This is a genomic window from Hymenobacter fastidiosus, from assembly GCF_039539565.1.
Taxonomy (GTDB): domain Bacteria; phylum Bacteroidota; class Bacteroidia; order Cytophagales; family Hymenobacteraceae; genus Hymenobacter; species Hymenobacter fastidiosus.
In genome coordinates this window covers 108,139-126,245 of sequence record NZ_BAABDJ010000022.1, presented here as the reverse complement: position 1 = coordinate 126,245, position 18,107 = coordinate 108,139, and the positions used below count along the sequence as shown (strand labels likewise).

Genomic DNA, 18,107 nt, shown 5'->3' with positions numbered 1-18,107 from the left:
TCAAGGATAACAGAATCAGAAATTACTTCTGAATCATCAGCTGACGGATAGAGAAGTCGCTGCCCGACTTCACTTTCAGCGTGTACAGACCGGCGGACAGAGCCGACAGATCGAGCGTGTTCAGGTCGTTGTCACGTACCGTGGCCGAGTGCATAACCTGGCCCAGGGCATTGGTAACCTCAACCTGCATGGCACCCTTGGCGTTAGCGCCCCGAACTTCCAGCGTTACGATGCCGGTGGAAGGGTTGGGGAACACGCCGATAGCGCGGTCCAGAGCAGCCGACGTACCCAGAACGCGGGTAATGTTGATGTCATCCACAGCAACGTAAAACTGGTCGGCGATGCTGTAGGCGTGGAAACCCAGGTAAACCGTGCCGTTAGCAGCCAGGCTGATCGGAGCAACCTGACCGGCACTGGTTCCGCCTACCGTAGTGGCATAGACGATGTTCGTCAGGTTCGCATTCTGGAATACGGTGGTGGTCATGGCCGCCGGAGTAGCGGAAGTACCGTATTTCACTTCCAGGCGCTCGGGGATGGTGGCCAGACCTACCCGGTATTTGAACTGGAGCTGGTAGCGGCTACCCGAGTTCAGGAACAAGGCTGGCGTGAAGAACCAGTCATCGGCCACGTTGGTGGCATTGTAAGTGTAGCGCATGGCATTCGGCGTGGAGGCCGGAGTTGCCGCTACTACTCTCCAGGTGTCGCCGTCGTTGTTGGCATCCGTTACCGTAATGCCGCAGGGCAGCGTACCAACGGTTGCGCCGTCAAAATTCTCGGCGTAGGGGAAGGTCGTAACGATAGGCGGTACGCACGGGGTAGTGAGGGTGAACGGACCGGCCAGGGCGCTCTGGTCCGTAGCGCCGCAATTGGCCCGGAGGTAGAACTGGTAGGTCGTCGCAGGCGTCAGGCCGGCAATGGTATAGGGCGAGCCCGTAACCGGTAAGGTGATGCCGGCCGTGGTTGGATTAAAGCCGGTAGGGCCGTAGATCAGGGTGTAGGCCGTGCCATTGGCCGGGCCGGTGAAGGAAATCGTGGCCGAGGTTGGCGTAGCACCCGTCACCGTCACCGCCGTAGGAGGGACGCAGGTAGCCGGGGCTCCCGTTACGGCCTCAATCATCAGACGGCCCAGGTTGCTGGCGAATACGTCGGCCGGAGCGCCACCGGCCAGCGGGATGCTGAAGTAGGCCTCAGCGCGGGTCGGGAGTTCAGTCTGGTTGCCCACGGGGAAATAGCCCCCGGTACCCGTCGTCTGAGCCAGGCCTACGAAGAAGCTCCCGGCGGCCACCGAAGCCGGCGTCGAGAGCGTGAACGTGCGGTAGGTGGAAATGTCGGCCGTTACGATAACGTAGTCGGGCGAGCGGCCAATGATGTTGCCAGTTGCGTCGGTGGCGACGCCGTACACGGTTTTGCCAACGGAGTTCGGGTCTTCCAGCCGCACGTTGACCGCCGTTATCGAGCGGGCGGCGTTGGTGGTGTGCTTCACCGCCAGAATGCCCGCGCCGGTGTTGAAGCCGATGCTGCTGACGGCCGGCACCCCAGGCTCGGCGTAGGCAAACGTAGTGGTCGTGATCTGCTGCTGATAGGCCGCGACGTTGTTAGTCGTATTTTCATCGTTGCTCAGCGTAACGGTTACGGCCTGCGTGGCGGCAGTGGTAGGCGAGTAGGGATCGAAGGTAACCGTGGCGGAGGCCCCGGCGGCCAACGACGCAATGGTCTTCATGCTGCTGAAGGCGTTGGGCGCGGGCACGGAGGCCGTTACCTGCACGTTGGCCATGGCGGCCAACCCTTCGTTCCGAACTACGGCCCGGATTACGTGGGGCGTCCCGATAGTCGTAGGCAGCTTACCCAGCGTGTAGATTGCCTGCACGGCGGCGTCGTTGGCCAAAGTAGGCTGGAAGCGGTACGTCCGGCCCGCGTCGGGCAGCACGGCCAGCCGAACGTTGTGGGCGTTGCCAACACCCGTGGTGTAGTCACCTCCCAGGAAGGTGGCCGTCGACCAGGCCACGGTAGAGCCTTTGGTGGCCATGATGAGCTGACCTGCGGTGTTGCCGGAGCCCTTAATGCCAATGTTGATGGATTTGAAGGCGTTCGGGCCGGCTCCCGCCGTGGCCGAGTTGTAGAAGAACTCCACCTTGTTGGACGTTTCAAACAGCTTCACCTGGAAGGAGAAATTGTCGTACTGGGTTCCAATGAGGGTAGCCACGGTAGACGAGGCCGCCTGGGGCTTGTCCTTCACGTTTTTCCACTGAATGGTACAGACCCGGCTGCCCGCGGCGCCGCTGGTGAATACCCGATACTCCGCCGTAGCGGCCGTGGCATCGGTCAGGTCCACGTTGAAGGGCAGCAGCAGGTTGGTCTGGGCGGCCGCCTGAATAGGGCTGCCGGTGAAAACCTGGGCTCCTTCCGAAAAGAACGGTGCCGCTGGGGCTGCCATGCCCAGCTTCAGGTACCCGTTGGTATTCAGCACGAAATCGGTGAAGGCCGTTCCGTTGAAATTAAAGGTGAAGCCAATGGGCGTTGCGGCCGAGTTGGCGTCGTCGTTATTGGGGGTGGTAAGCACGGTACCCGTGGTACCCAGGTCGGTGTAGGTGCCCGCTACGTTTTGGGCTCCGGCAGCACCGTAGTTCAAGCTTTGCGCCTGGGCCGTGGTGGCACCAGCGGCCAGTAGCGCGGCTAAGGCCAATTGCCGCCAGTGTTTGGCCGGCGGGCTTGTCGTGTACCAGTTTGTCATAGGGTAAGGGTAAGAGAAAGGTGGAAAAAAGGGAACAAGTTAAAAGAAGGCAAAACCCGGTGAGCATAAGGCCTCCACAAAGCTTCGCGAGTACAAGGTGCTAAATTCTTCCGTAAAAAAGAGCGCGTAAGAAAATAAGAACTGCCGACCTCCAGTACCTTGCCTGCTGATTTTAGGAATTGTCTATATGCCTGCAGCCGTTTCTTCGCTCCGAATAGTCCTGCTGGGTGCTGGTCGGGTTGCCAGCCAGCTCGGGCCGGCGCTTAGCCGGGCGGGCCATCGGGTCAGCGGCGTCTGGAGTCGTACGGCGGCCAGTGCGGCCGCGCTGGCCGCCCAAATTCCGGGTGCCCTGCTTCTCGACGGCCTGGAGTTAGCCCACGTACCGGCCGACCTCTATCTGCTGGCCGTGCCTGATGCCGCGGTGGCCACGGTGCTGGCGGCGGCGGTATTTCCCCCCGGGGCCCTGGTAGTCCATACGGCCGGGGCATTGCCGCTGAGTGTTTTCGCGGCCTACCCGCGGTTGCGGGGGGGCGTTTTCTACCCCCTGCAGACATTCAGCCCGGGCCGCCGCATCGACTGGACGGTTGTCCCGTTTTGCCTGGAGGCCGCCGACACGGCGGCGGCGGCTACCCTGGTTGAGCTGGCCGGCAGTTTAAGCCAGAGGGTATTCCTGGTCGCCACGCCCCAGCGGCAGGCGCTGCACGTCGCGGCCGTGTTTGCCAGCAACTTCACCAACCACCTCCTGGGTATCAGCCATACTTTGGCCGGGGAAGCGGGGGTGCCTTTTGCCCTGTTGGCCCCGCTGGTGCGCGAAACGATGGAAAAGGCCCTCCAGCAGCCGCCTTTCAGCGTGCAAACCGGCCCCGCCGTGCGCCACGACGACGCTACGCTCGACCTGCACCGGCAGGCGCTGGCGGTTTATCCCCTCTGGCAGAGCATCTACAATGACCTGACGGAGAGCATTCAGGCGCAAAAGACGGGGCCGCCGGCAAACAACGCGCCGGCCGCGTAGCTTTGATTCGGGAACCGGGGTGCGTACCTTCGTGCCCGCATTTTGCCTTCCCAAGCACCTCCATTGTGAAAGTCGTTAACATCACCTTTAAATTTCAGGATGGTCAGCCCGAGCAGACGCACGTAGCGGCGCAGGGCGAATCGGTGCTGGACGTAGCGCTCAACAATGACATCCAGCTGCAGCACAACTGCGGCGGCGTGTGTGGCTGCAGTACCTGCCACGTCTACGTCCTGCGGGGGGAGAGCGACCTGCCCGAAATCAGCGACAAGGAAGAAGACTTCATCGACCGCGCCGTAAACCCGCGTATCAACTCGCGCCTGGGCTGCCAGTGCGTGGTGCAGGGCAGCAGCGAAGACCTGGTTATCCTGATTCCCACCCAGGAATTTCTGGGCCACTAATATTTAATGTGGAAATGTGGGAATGTGCTAAAACAGCCGCAGCCCTGACCTCTGCCACAAGCACATTACTCACATTTGCACATTAGTACATTCAACCCTATGGCCCATTTTGAGCTCCCCATCCAGTGGAACGACCACGAGGACATTGCCATGGCCCTGTATGAAAAGTTCGGTGACGAATTTGGCGAAGCCCGGATCTACCGCATCCGCTTCACCGAACTGCTGGACTGGGTGCTAAGCCTGCCCAACTTTGTGGGTACCCGGGAACAGTCCAACGAAGGCCATCTGGAGCAGATTCAGGCCAAGTGGGTGTACGAGTGGCGCGACAATCAGAAGGCCTAACCCGCTTCTCCGTTCATATACCAGCCCGTAAGCATTAGCACAGTTCTATAATGGCTCCTGATCTATCCGTTATCAAAGCCTTCATCCTCGATGTGGATGGCGTGCTGACCGATGGCACGCTGCTGGCCTTGACTTCCGGGGAACAGGCCCGGGCTTTTCATATCCGCGACGGGTATGCTATTCGCCACGCCCTGAGCCGGGGCTACCGCATCGTCGTGATTTCGGGCCGCGAAGAGGAAGGGGTGCGCAAACGGCTGGAGTCGCTGGACGTGCACGACATCTTCCTGGGGGTAGACGATAAGATGAAAATCTTCAACACCTACATCAATACCTACCGTCTCGACCCGGCCCATATTGCCTATATGGGCGACGATATGCCCGATATCGAAGTGATGCGCCGCTGTGCCGTGGCCGCCTGCCCGGTCGATGCTGCTGCCGATGTGCAGCAAATCAGCAATTATGTGGCGGCCCTACCCGGCGGGCACGGCGCGGTACGCGAACTGATCGAGACCGTAATGAAGCTTCAGCATACCTGGTACTAACGCTCCGGAACGAAAAGATAACCCCCGCTGCATCACCCTTTTGTGGGGCTGGACAGGTCTGGAATGGATTTGGGGGTTTGTAAAATCCCTCTATATTTACCCGATCATCCATTCATTCTTTTTCTACTTTTTCATGAAAACAGGAACCGTAAAATTCTTTAATGAGTCGAAGGGCTACGGCTTCATTACTGATGAAACGACGAAGGAAGACTTCTTCGTGCATATTACCGGCCTGAACGGGGGCCAGGTTCAACAAAATGACCGCGTGGAGTTTGAAACGCAGGAAGGCCGTAAGGGCGTGAATGCCGTGAATGTGAAGAAAGTGTAGAGATACTTACGCTGGTTATTTTCGCCTGCCAGAAAGCCTCTCCGGTTGGAGAGGCTTTCTTTTTGCTTTTGCCGGGCCTCAACGCGTAGTTCTGGTCTGCCCTTCGGATCTTTGCAACTTCTTTTCCCGGGTACTATGCTTTCCCCCGCGCCATCTGCTTCCCCGCCCCCTGCCGGTCCTGCCAGTGCGGGCGACTGGGCGGTACTGTTGCGGCTGGTGCGCTTTCCGAATCTGCTCATCATGGCCTTGTGCCTGGCGCTGGTGCGGGCCTGTCTGCTGGGAGCCACCCGGCCCCTGACGGCTCTCACGAGCGGGCGCTTCGCCCTGCTGGCCCTGGCCGCGTTGTGCGTAGCGGCGGCCGGCTACATCATCAACGACTACTACGACGTCAAGATCGATGCCATCAACCGGCCCGAGCGGCTGGTGGTGGGGCGGATGGTGAACCGACGCTGGGCTATGCTGAGCCACCTGCTGCTCACGGGTACCGGCGTGCTGATTGCCGGGCTGCTTTCGCCTCTGTTAGGGCTGGTAAACCTGGGCTCGGCCCTGCTCTTGTGGGGCTACTCGGCCCGGTTCAAGCGGCTGGCCCTGGTGGGTAACCTGAGCATTGCCACGCTCACGGCGGCCCTGGTGCTGCTGCCCGAGCTACAGTTGCGCACCGGGCTGCCTACGGTGTGGGGTTATGCCCTGGCCGCGTTTCTGCTCACGGTAGTGCGCGAAATTGTGAAGGACGTGGAAGATATGCGCGGCGACGCCCAGCACGACTGCCGCACCCTGCCTATTGTGTGGGGCGTAGCCCGCACGAAATGGGTGACGGGCTTTTTCCTGGGCTGCCTCCTGGTATTTGTGGTGGGTGCGGCCGGGCAGGCGCTCCGGGAGCGGCACTGGGTTTTTGGCGGCTGGCTGCTGCTCACGGTGCTGGGGCCCCTGCTGCTGCTGGCCCGCCAGCTGGCCCGCGCCGACCGCCGCCGCGACTTCGCCCGGCTAAGTGCGTGGTGCAAGTGGATTATGCTGGCCGGGGTGCTGTCGATGGTGCTGACGGACGGAAGCTAAAACTGTCGGGGCAACTGCTGCGTTAGCAGCAAATCAGGCGCTGTAAGTGAGAAAAATAGCGCTTTGATTTCAGCCCTGGCCTGTTCCTTTCTGTCCAACTCTCTCTTTATGCGTTTCTTATCCCCGGTGCTGGCGCTCAGCCTGCTGGCCTCAGTAGCTCGTGCCCAGACTACGCCCGCCATTTCCGCGCCCGCTGATTCCGTCGCTCCGGCCGCCGCAGTTGCTCCGCCACCGGCCGCTCCAAAGACCGGCAAGTTTGCCAACCTGTTTTCGGCCAGCGACAAACCAAGCTTTGTGCCGGTTCCGGTGCTGTTTTCGCAGCAGGAAACCGGCCTGGCCGGGGGCCTTTCCATCCTGCCCGTCTGGCGCTTCGGCACGGACACGACTACGCGCAAGTCCAACGCCCGGTTTGTGGGCTGGGTCAGCCAGAAAAAGCAGACCAGTCTGCAGGTCACGCACAACATCTTTACGCCCGGGGAAAAGCTCTACCTGCTGGGCGAGATCAGCTACTACGACGTGAACTTCTTCTACTATGGCAAGGGGAACGACACCCGCAAAGCCGACGAGTCGGGGGTGGACTACAAGCTCTTTATCTTCAATCAGCGGGTAATGTCCCGCATAGCTCCCAACTGGTTTGCCGGCCCCCAGTACCGCTTTACCGGGCTGCGCAGCGTGAAATACGACCAGCCGGGGGAAGACGGCGGGGCCAACAAGTTTCAGACGGATATCAAGGAAGGCCGGATTTCGGCCCTCGAAGCCACCGGAGGGAATACCTCCGGCTTCGGCCCCGCCGTGCTCTACGACGGACGCGACAATGTGCTGTCTACCTACCGCGGCCAATACCTGCACCTGCATGGGCTGTTCGCGGGCAAGTACGCCGGCAGCGACTACACGTTCAGCCGGTTTCAGGTAGATGCCCGCCACTTTCAGCCCTTGTTTGGCAATACCAACACCATTCTGGCCCTGCAATACCTTGGGCAGTTTCACGCGGGAGGGGCAGTGCCCTTCCGGGAGCTGAGTGCTCTTGGCGCCGACCTGGGGGGCTCTATCTATAACTACGCCACGCTTATGCGGGGGATCTACGAAGCCCGCTTCCGCGACCGGCAGATGATGACGGCCCAGGCTGAAATCCGCCGGAAGCTCTTCTGGCGTTTCGACGGTGCCGTATTTGGTGCGGTGGGGGAAGTGGCTAATCAGTTCGACGATTTCTCCTTCGGGGGCGTCAAGTTTGCTGCCGGGGTGGGCGGACGCTTCCGCTTCAACCGCCGCGACCGGCTGAACCTGCGCTTCGATTATGGCGTGGGTTCCGGGGGCAATTCCGGGGTTTATTTTGCGGTGGGCGAGGCTTTCTAAGCGCCGCCACTTTCCTGTAGAACGGCTCTTCCGAACAACTGGAAGAGCCGTTCCGCATCTGCAGGCCGCTGCACTACCGCCGCCAGAGCCCGGTTGGGTACCCTGATCGGAGGGAAACTGAGTTGCCGACAACCGCCGTACCTTCCGCTTACAGCGGTGAAGCTGTTTAGAAAGTCGGTTTTTCCAAGCGTTTGTCATCCTGAGCGCAGTGAAGGACCTTATCACGCCTGGTAGTTCAGCGAGCGGGTACCCTTCAGCCGGGATAAGGTCCTGCGCTCTGCTCAGGATGACAGACTGCTTGACTTTCTAAACGGCTTCGGTGATATAAGGGTGAGGATCGACGGGCTACACTATTTCTTTCTCTCTTGAGGTTGCTTATGCGCTTTCTGTACTCCCTTCTGCTGGCGGCCTTGTGCGCGTCGGCGTCCTACGCTCAGACCACTCCTGCCGACTCCGCTGTCGCCCCGGCAACTGCGTCAGGGCCCAAAGCGAAGCGCGATAAGCCCAGTTTTATTCCGTTTCCCATCGTGTTTTCCCAGCCGGAAACCGGTCTGGGGTATGGCTTGGCCGTGCTACCGGTGTGGCGCTTCGGCTCCGACACCACCGTGCGCAAATCCAACGCCCGTCTGATTGCGTGGCGCACCCAGAAAAACCAGAGTCTGGTGCAGCTGGCGCACAATCTGTTTACGCCCGGGGAGCGATTCTTACTTACGGGCGAGCTGAGCAACTACTACAAGTTTCCGATCAACTACTACGGCTTTGGGCCTAATACCAGCCGCGCCGACAAATCTATTATTCAGTACAAGGTGCTCCTATTCACCGAGCGGGTGCTGCGCCAGGTGAAGCGTAACCTGTTCGTCGGACTCCAATACCGCGGTACCGTCCTGCGCGACGTGCAGGTAAATGAGAATATCGACCAGAATACGCCCCAACAGCGCCCCAGTCTGCTGCTGGAGCGGCCCGCCCGGGAATACCAGGAAAGTACCCTGATTTCCGGCTTCGGCCCCGCGTTGCTCTACGACGCCCGCGACAATATTCTGAGCACGTACCGGGGGAACTACCTCGAGCTGAGCAGCTACTTCAACGGCAAGGTCCTGGGCAGCGACTACCGCTTCAGCCGCTACCTGCTCGATGCCCGCCATTTTCGGCCCCTGGATCAGGACAATAAAACTATTCTGGCTACGCAGCTGGTGGGGCAGTTCAACGTGGGCAACGTGCCTTTTCGCGAGCTGGCCAACCTGGGCGGGGAAAAAATCCTGCGCGGCTACTACGAGGGCCGCTACCGCGACCGGCAGCTAGTCGCGGTGCAGGCCGAGTTGCGCCGCAAGCTGATCTGGCGCTTCAACGGCGTGCTGTTCGGCGACGTCGGCCAGGTGGGCAACACGGTAGCCGATCTGGGCCGAAACAGCCTGAAGGCCACCGGCGGGGCTGGTATCCGCTTCCAGTTCAACCGCGCCGACCGCCTCAACATCCGCTTCGACTATGGCTACGGTCGCGGCGGATCGTCGGGCATCTATTTCAGCATCGGCGAGTCGTTTTAAGTTTCCGGCAAACTCATTGGCCGGCTTTTCAGGCTTGGTCTTGCTACCGGGGTAGCTCCGGGCAGGTAGTAATAAGAGCAATCATGCCATCCTTACCCCCTGGTTTGGCGTAAGGGCTGCTGATGGAACACGTCTCCCCGCTCCGCTTTCATGCCGCCCACGAAGCTGCCGCGGCCCCGGTCGCGGCCGATGCCTGGCGCGTGGCCGCGCTGCCCCGGCCCGGGCTGCAGGCCAGCATCGTTATTCCAGCCAAGGATGAAGCCGAAAACCTGCCCCAGACCTTGGCGGCGCTGGCGGCGCAAACCGATCCTGCGGGCCGCCCGCTGTCTCCGGAAGCCTACGAAGTTATTGTGCTGGCCAACAACTGCCACGACCAGACGGCGGCCGTAGCCCGGCGCTTTGCGGCCGCGCACCCCAATTTTGTACTGCACGTGGCCGAGCTCACCCTGCCAACAGCGGAGGCCCACGTGGGCCGGGCCCGGCGCCTGCTGATGGACGAGGCTTGTCGTCGGCTGGAGCTGGAGCCGGGCGGAGCAGGAATCCTTCTGAGCACCGATGCCGACACCCGCGTGGCCCCCACCTGGCTGGCGGCCAACCAGGCCGAGCTGCTCACGCACCATGCCGACGCGGTGGGGGGGCGTATTCTCACCCCCCACGCCAACGACCGGCCGGCGGAGCGGCGCTACCACCTGCGCGATACGGCTTACCGGCTGCTCCGCGCCCGCCTCGAAGATCAGCTCGACCCTGACCCCGCCGACCCATGGCCGCGCCACCACCAGCATTTCGGGGCCAGCTTCGCCATCACGGCGCGGGCCTACCGGCGCGTGGGCGGCTTGCCCGCCGTGGCGTACTTAGAAGACGAAGCCCTGTACCAGGCCCTGCGCCGCCACGATTTGCGGGTGCGCCACAGCCCCCTGGTGCGGGCATTCACTTCCGACCGGCACGAAGGCCGGGTGGAGGTAGGACTTTCCTGGCAGCTGCGTGAGTGGGCCGCGCTGCACGAGCAGCGCCGGGAGCCGTTGGTGGAAGGAGCCGCTCAACTGGCCGCCACCTGGCGGGGCCGCCGCCAGGTGCGGCAGCTCTGGCAGACGGCTGCGCCGTCGGTGCTGCCGCCCCGGATTTTGCCTGATGCTGCTACCCAGCAGGTTGCCCTGCGGCTTGGGGTGGCGGGGGCTGATTTAAGCCGGCAGCTACTGCGAACTACTACTTTCGGGGAGCTGTGGGAATGGGTGCAGCAGGAGCAGAGTCGCACGGGCTGGCCGCAGCGCTGGCCCTTGGTGCCGCTCAGTCAGGCGGTGGCGGAGCTGCGCCGGCAGACCGCGCAGCACGAATTGCTGACGAGCTAGAGCTTCTCCAGCAGGTCGAGTCGATAGGTTTCGTGCCGCTGGCTGCTCAGGAGTCGGAGCGGACCAGCCGGATCAGCTTTTTGCCGGAAAAATTCGTGGACCTCGTCGCCGGTGAGCGGGTAGTCGTGGACCGGGGGCGTCCAGTGCACCAGCAGCAGCTGGCCCCCGGGCTCCAGCGCGGCCAGCAGCCGGCCGGCCGTCCGCGCCAGATCCGGCAGGGCCCAGTAGTAGCCCACTTCCGACAGCACCACCAGATCGAACCGGGCCCCGGTGGGGAACTGCGCGGGCAGGCGCAGCTGCCGGAATTCTACCTGGGGCAAGTCCTTGCACCGTTCCTGCGCCCGGATCAGCGGGGCTTCGGCCACGTCGATGGCCAGCAGCCGGGCGCAGCGCAGCGCCAGCTGCTCAGTCAGCACGCCCAGGGAGCAGCCGACTTCGAAAGCCCGCGCATACTGCGGCCGGGTAAGCGCGGCTATCGTCGTGGCGTACTTCTCCCGCTCGTAGGCGCTGGTTTCGAAATTCCACGGGTCCTGGTTGGCGCGGTACACGTCGTCAAAATAGCTGGCTGGGAGCGTGTGGGGCTGGTTTGGGTTCATAGGAAACAGGTCGTGGAAGTTGGGGTGGGGTGGTGCCACGACTTTTTCCAGTCGTGGTACCACTATCGATGCTGATGATTGAGTGCTGGTTGCTCAACGATGGTGATAACACGGCTGCGCTGTGCAACGATAGTGGTACCACGACCAAAAAGTCGTGGCACCACCCACGCGGTTTTTTATTCGGCTTCCAGATACACCTCGAAGGGCTGGGCAAAATGGGCCAGCATGAGAGCCGAAAGCTGAAAGCCGGTCGGGTCATCGTCGATAACGGTGCCGAGCTGAGAGCGGTGGGCGGCAATGGCCCGCTGTTTCAGCGCCACTACCGGAGTAATATCCAGCCGCCAGCCGCGCACTTCCCCCGGCTGCGGCAGCTCCGCGTCGGTGGCCCGCTCCCAGGCCCAGACCACGTATTCCACCAGGCGCGGCGGGGCAGGCAGTCCGGCGCAGGCGGCCCGCACGAGCTGGCTGGTGGCGCGGTGGTCGGGGTGGGGGTCGCGCCGCCAGGGCACCAGCAGCGTCTGAGGCGGCTGCGCGGCCAGGTATTCGCCTAACTGAGCTACGGCCGCCGCAAACCCGGGGGCTTCCGGCGTGGGTACCGCCCCGTCGGGCAGCCTCAGGTGCAGCGTCTGGTCCGCATCAACGCCTAAAATCTCCAGGGCTTCAGCCAGCTCGGCCTCGCGCAGGGCGCGGCGGGCCGGGGGCGGAAACCGGCGGGAGTTGGGGTGCGACATGGTCCCGTCGCTCACCAGCACGGTACGCACCGGCTGCCCGGCCTGCCGCAGCAACGCCAGCAGCCCCCCACAGCCCAGCGACTCATCATCGGGGTGCGGGGCCACCACGACGGTAGAACCCAGGGCAGCGGCGAAAGCGGCGGGCCGCAGCGGGAAGCCGGCGAAGCGGTGGGCGGCGGTATCAGGCATTCCAGAGCGAGTGAGCGGGCTGGGAAGTGTGGAGCACGAAGCGGCCGGCATCGGCCACGGCGGCATCGGGGGCGGGTTGGCGCAGGTAGTGGGTCAGGTCGCGGTGCAGGCGCTCGAAGGGCTCGGGCCGCAGCAGGCCCCGGGCGCCCACGCACCGCTCGGCCAGCCGGAGCACCCGCAGGCAGATTTCCTCGATGGCGGTGCGGGTGAGATTGGCGTAGGCGACGGTGGCCTCGGCGTCGGTGGTGGCCGCGGGACGGGCGGCGTGGTCGGCGGCCCCGCGCAGCCAGAGGTTGCCGCTTTCGATCAGCATGGCCATTTCCCCCAGCCGCATTTTCTGGTAGGGGTCGTCGAGGCGGCCCAGGTCGCGCAGGAAGCGGCGGGTTTCGTCGAACACGGCTTCGGCCGCCCCCAGCTGCACGGCGGCAAACCGGATGGCGCCGCCGCTGAACCAGGGCTGCTGGTAATAGTCGCCGGGCTGGCCCAGCAGATCTTCGGGCCCGATTTCGGCGCCGGTCAGCTCGACGCGGAAGCTGGCCGTGGCCCGCATGCCCAGCGGCTTCCAGAACGAGGCGTCCAACGTAGTGGGCTGCTGCTCGGTGGGCAGGATAAACATCTGCCAGCCCCCGTCGGGTAGGGCGCCGGTGATGAGCGGGCGGGTGAGGTGGCCGGCTCCGGAGCCGAAGGTTTTGCTTCCCCGGAGCCGGAAGCGGCCGTCGGGCAACGGTTCGAGCTGCACGCCATCCTGGGCCTCGGTGTTCCAGACCCCAAACAGGTGGCCGGCCCGTGCCTGCTGCGCCCAGCGCCGCACCTGCTCCGGCCGGCCAAAGCGCTGGGCCAGCTGCAAAGCATTGCTATGTCCTTCGTACACCCGCCCCACGGCCAGGTTGCCGCGCCCGATGTGCCGGAGGGTGCGCAGCAGCGTCAGCGTATGGGCCGGGGCCATCAGCTCAGCTCCCCCTAAATCCTGCGCCAATGGAGCCGTAAGCAAACCAGCTTCGCGCAGCCAGGCAAATTCCTCGGTCGGAAATCCTCCTTCCCGATCTGTCGCCGGGGCGTGCGCGGCCAGGCGGCCGGCCAGCGCGGCAGCGGCGGCTTCCGGGGCTAAGTCGGGCACTTGGGCAGTGGCCTGGGCCGGATGGTTCAGCGTTTCGGTCGCGGATTCAGCCGCCGGATACGAGTGCAGGGACATGGGCAGGGCAAGGTTATCGGGTAATGCCTGGCTGCGCTTCGGGTGCGAAACAACGGGCCGGCCAAGGCTACTACGTACGGGTGAGCCGGGTCGGCGGTGACGGCGTAACAATTCGGTAACCTGGGGGGTTGCGGCCCCGGCGGCGGGGTGGCTACCTTCGCGCATTCAAATCGTTCAGCCCAAACCCGTCGTGCCATGTCGCAGCCCATTCGCTCCGCCCTCGTTTCCGTCTATTACAAAGACCGTCTGGAGCCGCTGGTGGCGCTGTTGAAGGAGCAGGGCGTGAAGCTCTACTCCACGGGCGGCACCCAGCAGTTTCTGGAAGAGCAGGGGGCCGAAGTTACCGCCGTGGAAAGCCTGACCGGCTTTCCGGCCGTGTTCGGCGGCCGCGTGAAGACTCTGCACCCGAAAGTGTTCGGCGGCATTCTGCACCGTCGCCACGAAGCCGGCGACCTGGCCGAGGCCGCGCAGCACGACATTCCGCCCATCGACCTGGTGATTGTGGACCTGTATCCGTTCGAGGAAACCGTGGCCGCCGATGCTTCGGAGGAAGACACGATTGAGAAAATCGACATCGGCGGCATTTCCCTGCTGCGGGCCGCCGCCAAAAACTACCGCGACGTGCTCGTGGTCAGTAGCCGTGACCAGTACGAAGCCGTAACGGAGCTGCTGCGCACGAAAAACGGCGCCACCGACCTCGAAGACCGCCGCCACTACGCCGCCGCCGCTTTCGAGGCCACTTCCCGCTACGACACCCATATTTTCAACTACTTCAGCGGGAAGGAAATTAAGAAGGAAGAATTAAGCATTAAGGATTCTTCTGCCGACGGCCCGCTTCCCGGCACTACGCACCAGGCACCAAGCACGCCGCTGCGCTATGGTGAAAATCCTCACCAAGCCGGCACGTTCTACGGCGACCTGCCCGCGCTGTTCGACCAGCTCCACGGCAAGCAGCTCAGCTACAACAACCTCGTGGACGTGGACGCGGCCGTGCTGCTGATGCAGGAGTTTCAGGCCGGGCTGCCCGCCTGCGCCATTCTGAAGCACACCAACGCCTGCGGCATCGCCCAGGCTGCTACGCCGCTCGATGCGTACCTGAACGCCCTAGCCTGCGACCCGGTATCGGCCTTTGGCGGCGTGATTATCGTCAACCAGCCGGTAGACGAAGCCACGGCGGCGGAGTTGAACAAGCTGTTTTTTGAGGTGCTGATTGCGCCGGAGTTTGATGCCGCGGCGCTGCCGATTCTGCAAAGCAGGAAAAACCGGATTCTGCTGCGCCAGAAGCCGGTGGCTTTCCCGCTGAAGCAGGTGAAAACGCTGCTCAATGGCGTTATCGAGCAGGACTTCGACCGCCGGACCGAAACGGCGGCCGACTTTAAGGTCGTCACCCAATCGGCGCCGACGGCGGAGGAAACCGAGGCGCTGGTGTTTGCGGCCAAAGTCTGCAAGCACACCAAGAGCAACACCATCGTGCTGGCCCGGGCCGGGCAGCTGCTGGCTTCCGGCGTAGGCCAGACCTCGCGGGTCGATGCCCTGCGGCAGGCCATCGAGAAAGCTAAAGCTTTCGGCTTCGACCTGAACGGGGCCGTGCTGGCCTCCGACGCCTTCTTCCCTTTTCCCGACTGCGTGGAAATTGCCGGCGAAGCTGGCATCCGGGCGGTAGTTCAGCCCGGCGGCTCCATCAAGGATGCCGACAGCATCGCGGCCTGCGACAAGCTGGGTATGGCGATGGTAGTGACCGGCGTGCGCCACTTCAAGCACTAGCGGCTAGTGGGCGAAATGTGGTTGAATGGGCTGATGTGCTGATGCTCAACGTGCCGTTGCGAGCAACGTGAAGCCATCCGTCCTGGACCATGAGCTGACCCCGATCAAACTGAGAAGCCCCGATGCCTACCCGGCGTTGGGGCTTTGTGCAGAAAAGGAGTTTCCTGCGTTTCAGAGGACGGATTGCTTCGCTCTGCTCGCAATGACAGACGTGCGGGGCCGCTTAGTGCCCGGATTATACCGGCCGTGCTTCGCGGAAACTTGCGTACTTTTGCGCCCACTTTGCACGGGTTCCATCCGGGCATGTTCTTTTAAACTGCCGCTACTCAATGGGTTTCTTCAACTTCCTTACCAGCGATATCGCCATTGACCTGGGGACGGCCAATACGCTCATTATCCACAACGGAATTATCGTGGTGGATGAGCCGAGCATCATTGCGAAAGACCGCACGACCAATAAAGTAATTGCCGTGGGCCGGCAGGCGCAGCAGATGCACGAGAAGACCCACGACAACATCAAAACCATCCGTCCGCTCAAAGACGGCGTTATTGCCGACTTCCACGCCGCCGAGGAAATGATTAAGGGCATGATCAAGATGATCGACACCCGGCGCCGGCTGTTTCAGCCCTCGCACCGCATGGTTATCTGCATTCCCTCGGGCATCACCGAAGTGGAAAAGCGCGCTGTGCGCGACAGCGCCGAGCACGCCGGGGCCAAGGAAGTCTGGATGATTCAGGAGCCCATGGCCGCCGCCATCGGCATTGGCATCGACGTGGAGCAGCCCGTGGGCTCGATGATTATCGACATCGGGGGCGGCACCACCGAAATCGCGGTTATCGCCCTGTCGGGTATCGTTTGCGACCAGTCCATCAAGACGGCCGGTGACGTGTTCAACCAGGATATCCTCGACTACATGCGCCGCCAGCACAACCTGCTGATCGGGGAGCGTAGCGCCGAGCGCATCAAAATTGAAGTCGGCGCGGCCCTGACCGAGCTGGACATCACCCCACCCGACTTCGAGGTGCGCGGCCGCGACCTGATGACCGGCATTCCGAAGGTTATCAAAGTCACGTCGTCTGAAATTGCCATTGCCCTGGATAAGTCGGTGGCCAAGATCGAGGAAGCCGTGCTGAAGGCGCTGGAAATTTCGCCGCCCGAGCTGTCGGCCGACATCTACGAAAACGGCATTCACCTTACCGGCGGCGGGGCCCTGCTGCGCGGCCTCGACAAGCGGCTGGCCGCCAAAACCAAGCTGCCCATCCACATTGCCGACGACCCGTTGCGCGCCGTGGTGCGCGGCACCGGCAAAGCCATCAACGACCTGCAAGCCTTCAAGGGCGTTTTGCTGACGTAGACTTCAATTAGTAATTAGTAATTAAGAATTAATAATGGCCGATTCGGAGCCGGAGGCGCAGTATTGCGGACTAAGACCACCGGGTAGAGCCAATTCTTAATTGCTAATTCTTAATTCTTAATTGAAGCATGCGTAATCTCTTCACCTTCCTCTTCCGCTACCGGGGCATGCTGGTATTTGGGCTGCTGGAGGTGCTGAGTCTGACGCTGCTGGTCCGCAACAGCAGCTACCACGGGGCGGCGTTTTTCAACTCCTCTAACGCCTACGTGGGGCAGGTGCTCGACCTGCGCACCCGCATCTACGGCTACTTCCGCCTGGTACAGGTGAATCAGGAGCTGGTGGCCGAAAATGCCGCCCTGCGCCAGCAGCTCTACCCGGCCGATACCACCAACCGCGTGGCGGCGGTACTGCCGGTCAGCCCGGACAGCGCCGCGCAGGCCCGACTCCTTTTATCAGCCCGCCCCGACTCGCTGCTACTCGGTTTCCGGCAGATTCCGGCCCACGACCCGGGTTATCCACTGATTCCGGCCCGGGTTATCAACAATTCGCTCCGAAATGTGGATAACTACCTCACTTTGAACGTGGGAACGCGCGACGGCGTGAAGCCCGGCATGGGCGTGCTGGCGGCGGCGGGCGTGGTGGGCCGCGTTAAAGTGACCAGTGAGCATTACGCTACCGTGACCTCCGTGCTGCATTCCAAAACCTCGATTTCGGCCAAGATTCAGCGCGACGGCACCTTCGGCAGCATCCGCTGGCTCGGCGACGACCCCACCCACGCCCTGCTCGACTACATCCCGCGCCAGAACAAGCTCGTGCGCGGCGACACGGTGGTTACGTCGGGCTACAACGCCATCTTCCCGGAAGGCGTGCGCATCGGCACCATCGACTCGTTCGTGAAAGAGGCCGACAAAAACTTCTGGACCGTGCGGGTGCGGCTGGCCGTCGATTTCACCAAGCTGACCTACGTGTACGTGGTCACGAGCCGGCCCAAGATGGAGCGCGACACGGTGGAAGCGCGCGCCGGGGTGAAGCCGGAAGGGGAGGAGGGGCGGCCATGAGGGAAGCCGGGGTTATCCTGATTCAGCTGCTGCGGCTGGGGGCCTACATCGCCATTCATACGCTCATCATCAGCAAGCTGGTGCTGTTCGATCTGGGCTGGTGCTTTTTCTACCTGGGCTTCCTGTTGTTTCTACCCATTGCCACGCCCATTGTAGTGCAGCTGCTGCTGGGCTTCGTGCTGGGCTTCAGCCTGGACTTGTTCTACGATACCGGCGGCGTACACGCGGCGGCGGCGGTGCTGCTGGCCTTCCTGCGGCCCTGGGTGCTGCGCCTGCTCACCCCCCGCGACGGCTACGATTCGGCCGACTCGGTGAACGTGCACCAGATGGGTGGGCAATGGTTTGTGGTGTACCTGGGGCTGCTGGTGCTTCTGCACCACGCCGCGTTCTTTGTGCTGGAGCTGGGCAGCTTCCGCGCTTTCGGGCTCACGCTGGCCAAAATTCTGGTCAGCACCCTGTTCACGGGCCTGTCGCTGCTGATTCTGCAGCTGCTCTTTTTTCCCTCGCGCCGGAAACGGTGAAATGGTGAAGTTGTGCAATGGTACTGTCATCCTTCATCTGACGTATCTTTGTAGT

General features: G+C 62.5%; 17 protein-coding genes. 13 read left to right on the top strand and 4 right to left on the bottom strand.

From position 1 onward, the window contains the following. Positions 1 to 22 precede the first annotated feature (22 nt). Positions 23 to 2,731, bottom strand: a complete 2,709-nt coding sequence (locus ABD833_RS11605) for a T9SS type A sorting domain-containing protein (RefSeq protein WP_345073153.1) — start codon at positions 2,729 to 2,731, stop codon at positions 23 to 25. A 187-nt stretch (positions 2,732 to 2,918) separates the two neighbouring features. Here ABD833_RS11605 and ABD833_RS11600 point away from each other — a divergent pair, with 187 nt between their 5' ends. The 9 genes from ABD833_RS11600 to ABD833_RS11560 all read left to right on the top strand — a co-directional run bounded on the left by ABD833_RS11600 (position 2,919) and on the right by ABD833_RS11560 (position 10,646). After that, positions 2,919 to 3,743, top strand: coding sequence for a Rossmann-like and DUF2520 domain-containing protein (locus ABD833_RS11600; protein ID WP_345073151.1), 825 nt, complete (start codon positions 2,919 to 2,921; stop codon positions 3,741 to 3,743). A 65-nt stretch (positions 3,744 to 3,808) separates the two neighbouring features. Beyond that, entirely contained in the window at positions 3,809 to 4,141 is a 333-nt protein-coding gene (locus ABD833_RS11595) for a 2Fe-2S iron-sulfur cluster-binding protein (protein ID WP_345073150.1), read from the top strand. A 99-nt stretch (positions 4,142 to 4,240) separates the two neighbouring features. Next, positions 4,241 to 4,483 carry a Fe-S cluster assembly protein IscX gene (gene iscX / locus ABD833_RS11590; RefSeq protein WP_345073149.1) on the top strand — a complete coding sequence of 81 codons (243 nt, stop codon included), beginning with the start codon at positions 4,241 to 4,243 and terminating at the stop codon, positions 4,481 to 4,483. A gap of 50 nt (positions 4,484 to 4,533) precedes the next feature. Next, positions 4,534 to 5,025, top strand: a complete 492-nt coding sequence (locus tag ABD833_RS11585; RefSeq protein ID WP_345073148.1) for a KdsC family phosphatase — start codon at positions 4,534 to 4,536, stop codon at positions 5,023 to 5,025. Between the two features lie 133 nt (positions 5,026 to 5,158). Then, positions 5,159 to 5,353, top strand: a complete 195-nt coding sequence (locus ABD833_RS11580; protein WP_345073147.1) for a cold-shock protein — start codon at positions 5,159 to 5,161, stop codon at positions 5,351 to 5,353. Positions 5,354 to 5,488: 135 nt separating this feature from the next. Beyond that, a complete protein-coding gene (locus ABD833_RS11575; RefSeq protein ID WP_345073146.1) occupies positions 5,489 to 6,406 on the top strand; it encodes a geranylgeranylglycerol-phosphate geranylgeranyltransferase in 918 nt (305 codons plus the stop codon). A 108-nt stretch (positions 6,407 to 6,514) separates the two neighbouring features. After that, entirely contained in the window at positions 6,515 to 7,759 is a 1,245-nt protein-coding gene (locus ABD833_RS11570; RefSeq protein WP_345073145.1) for a BamA/TamA family outer membrane protein, read from the top strand. A 377-nt stretch (positions 7,760 to 8,136) separates the two neighbouring features. After that, a complete protein-coding gene (locus tag ABD833_RS11565) occupies positions 8,137 to 9,300 on the top strand; it encodes a BamA/TamA family outer membrane protein (protein WP_345073144.1) in 1,164 nt (387 codons plus the stop codon). A gap of 122 nt (positions 9,301 to 9,422) precedes the next feature. Next, the gene (locus ABD833_RS11560; protein WP_345073143.1) at positions 9,423 to 10,646 is read left to right on the top strand and encodes a glycosyltransferase family 2 protein; all 1,224 of its coding nucleotides are present in this window, start codon (positions 9,423 to 9,425) and stop codon (positions 10,644 to 10,646) included. Here the strand turns inward: ABD833_RS11560 and ABD833_RS11555 are convergent. The 3 genes from ABD833_RS11555 to ABD833_RS11545 all read right to left on the bottom strand — a co-directional run bounded on the left by ABD833_RS11555 (position 10,643) and on the right by ABD833_RS11545 (position 13,354). Continuing rightward, positions 10,643 to 11,242 (bottom strand): class I SAM-dependent methyltransferase, encoded by a 600-nt coding sequence (locus ABD833_RS11555; RefSeq protein ID WP_345073142.1) that lies wholly within the window; start codon positions 11,240 to 11,242, stop codon positions 10,643 to 10,645. The genes ABD833_RS11560 and ABD833_RS11555 overlap by 4 nt on opposite strands. 176 nt (positions 11,243 to 11,418) lie before the next feature. Next, positions 11,419 to 12,162: a PIG-L deacetylase family protein gene (locus ABD833_RS11550; protein ID WP_345073140.1), complete on the bottom strand. Its 744-nt coding sequence runs from the start codon at positions 12,160 to 12,162 to the stop codon at positions 11,419 to 11,421. Then, on the bottom strand, positions 12,155 to 13,354 hold the full coding sequence (locus ABD833_RS11545; protein ID WP_345073139.1) for an acyl-CoA dehydrogenase family protein: 1,200 nt from the start codon (positions 13,352 to 13,354) through the stop codon (positions 12,155 to 12,157). The genes ABD833_RS11550 and ABD833_RS11545 overlap by 8 nt, the downstream gene beginning before the upstream one ends. A 195-nt stretch (positions 13,355 to 13,549) precedes the next feature. On the opposite strand from ABD833_RS11545, the gene purH reads away from it, so the two are divergent. From purH to ABD833_RS11525, 4 genes are all read left to right on the top strand, one after another. Then, entirely contained in the window at positions 13,550 to 15,118 is a 1,569-nt protein-coding gene (gene purH, locus ABD833_RS11540) for a bifunctional phosphoribosylaminoimidazolecarboxamide formyltransferase/IMP cyclohydrolase (protein ID WP_345073138.1), read from the top strand. Positions 15,119 to 15,447: 329 nt separating this feature from the next. Then, a complete protein-coding gene (locus ABD833_RS11535; RefSeq protein ID WP_345073136.1) occupies positions 15,448 to 16,473 on the top strand; it encodes a rod shape-determining protein in 1,026 nt (341 codons plus the stop codon). Positions 16,474 to 16,601: 128 nt separating this feature from the next. Next, on the top strand, positions 16,602 to 17,531 hold the full coding sequence (gene mreC / locus ABD833_RS11530; protein WP_345073135.1) for a rod shape-determining protein MreC: 930 nt from the start codon (positions 16,602 to 16,604) through the stop codon (positions 17,529 to 17,531). Then, positions 17,528 to 18,052 (top strand): hypothetical protein, encoded by a 525-nt coding sequence (locus ABD833_RS11525; protein ID WP_345073134.1) that lies wholly within the window; start codon positions 17,528 to 17,530, stop codon positions 18,050 to 18,052. Before mreC ends, ABD833_RS11525 begins: the two co-directional genes overlap by 4 nt. The last annotated feature ends 55 nt before the right edge of the window (positions 18,053 to 18,107 follow it).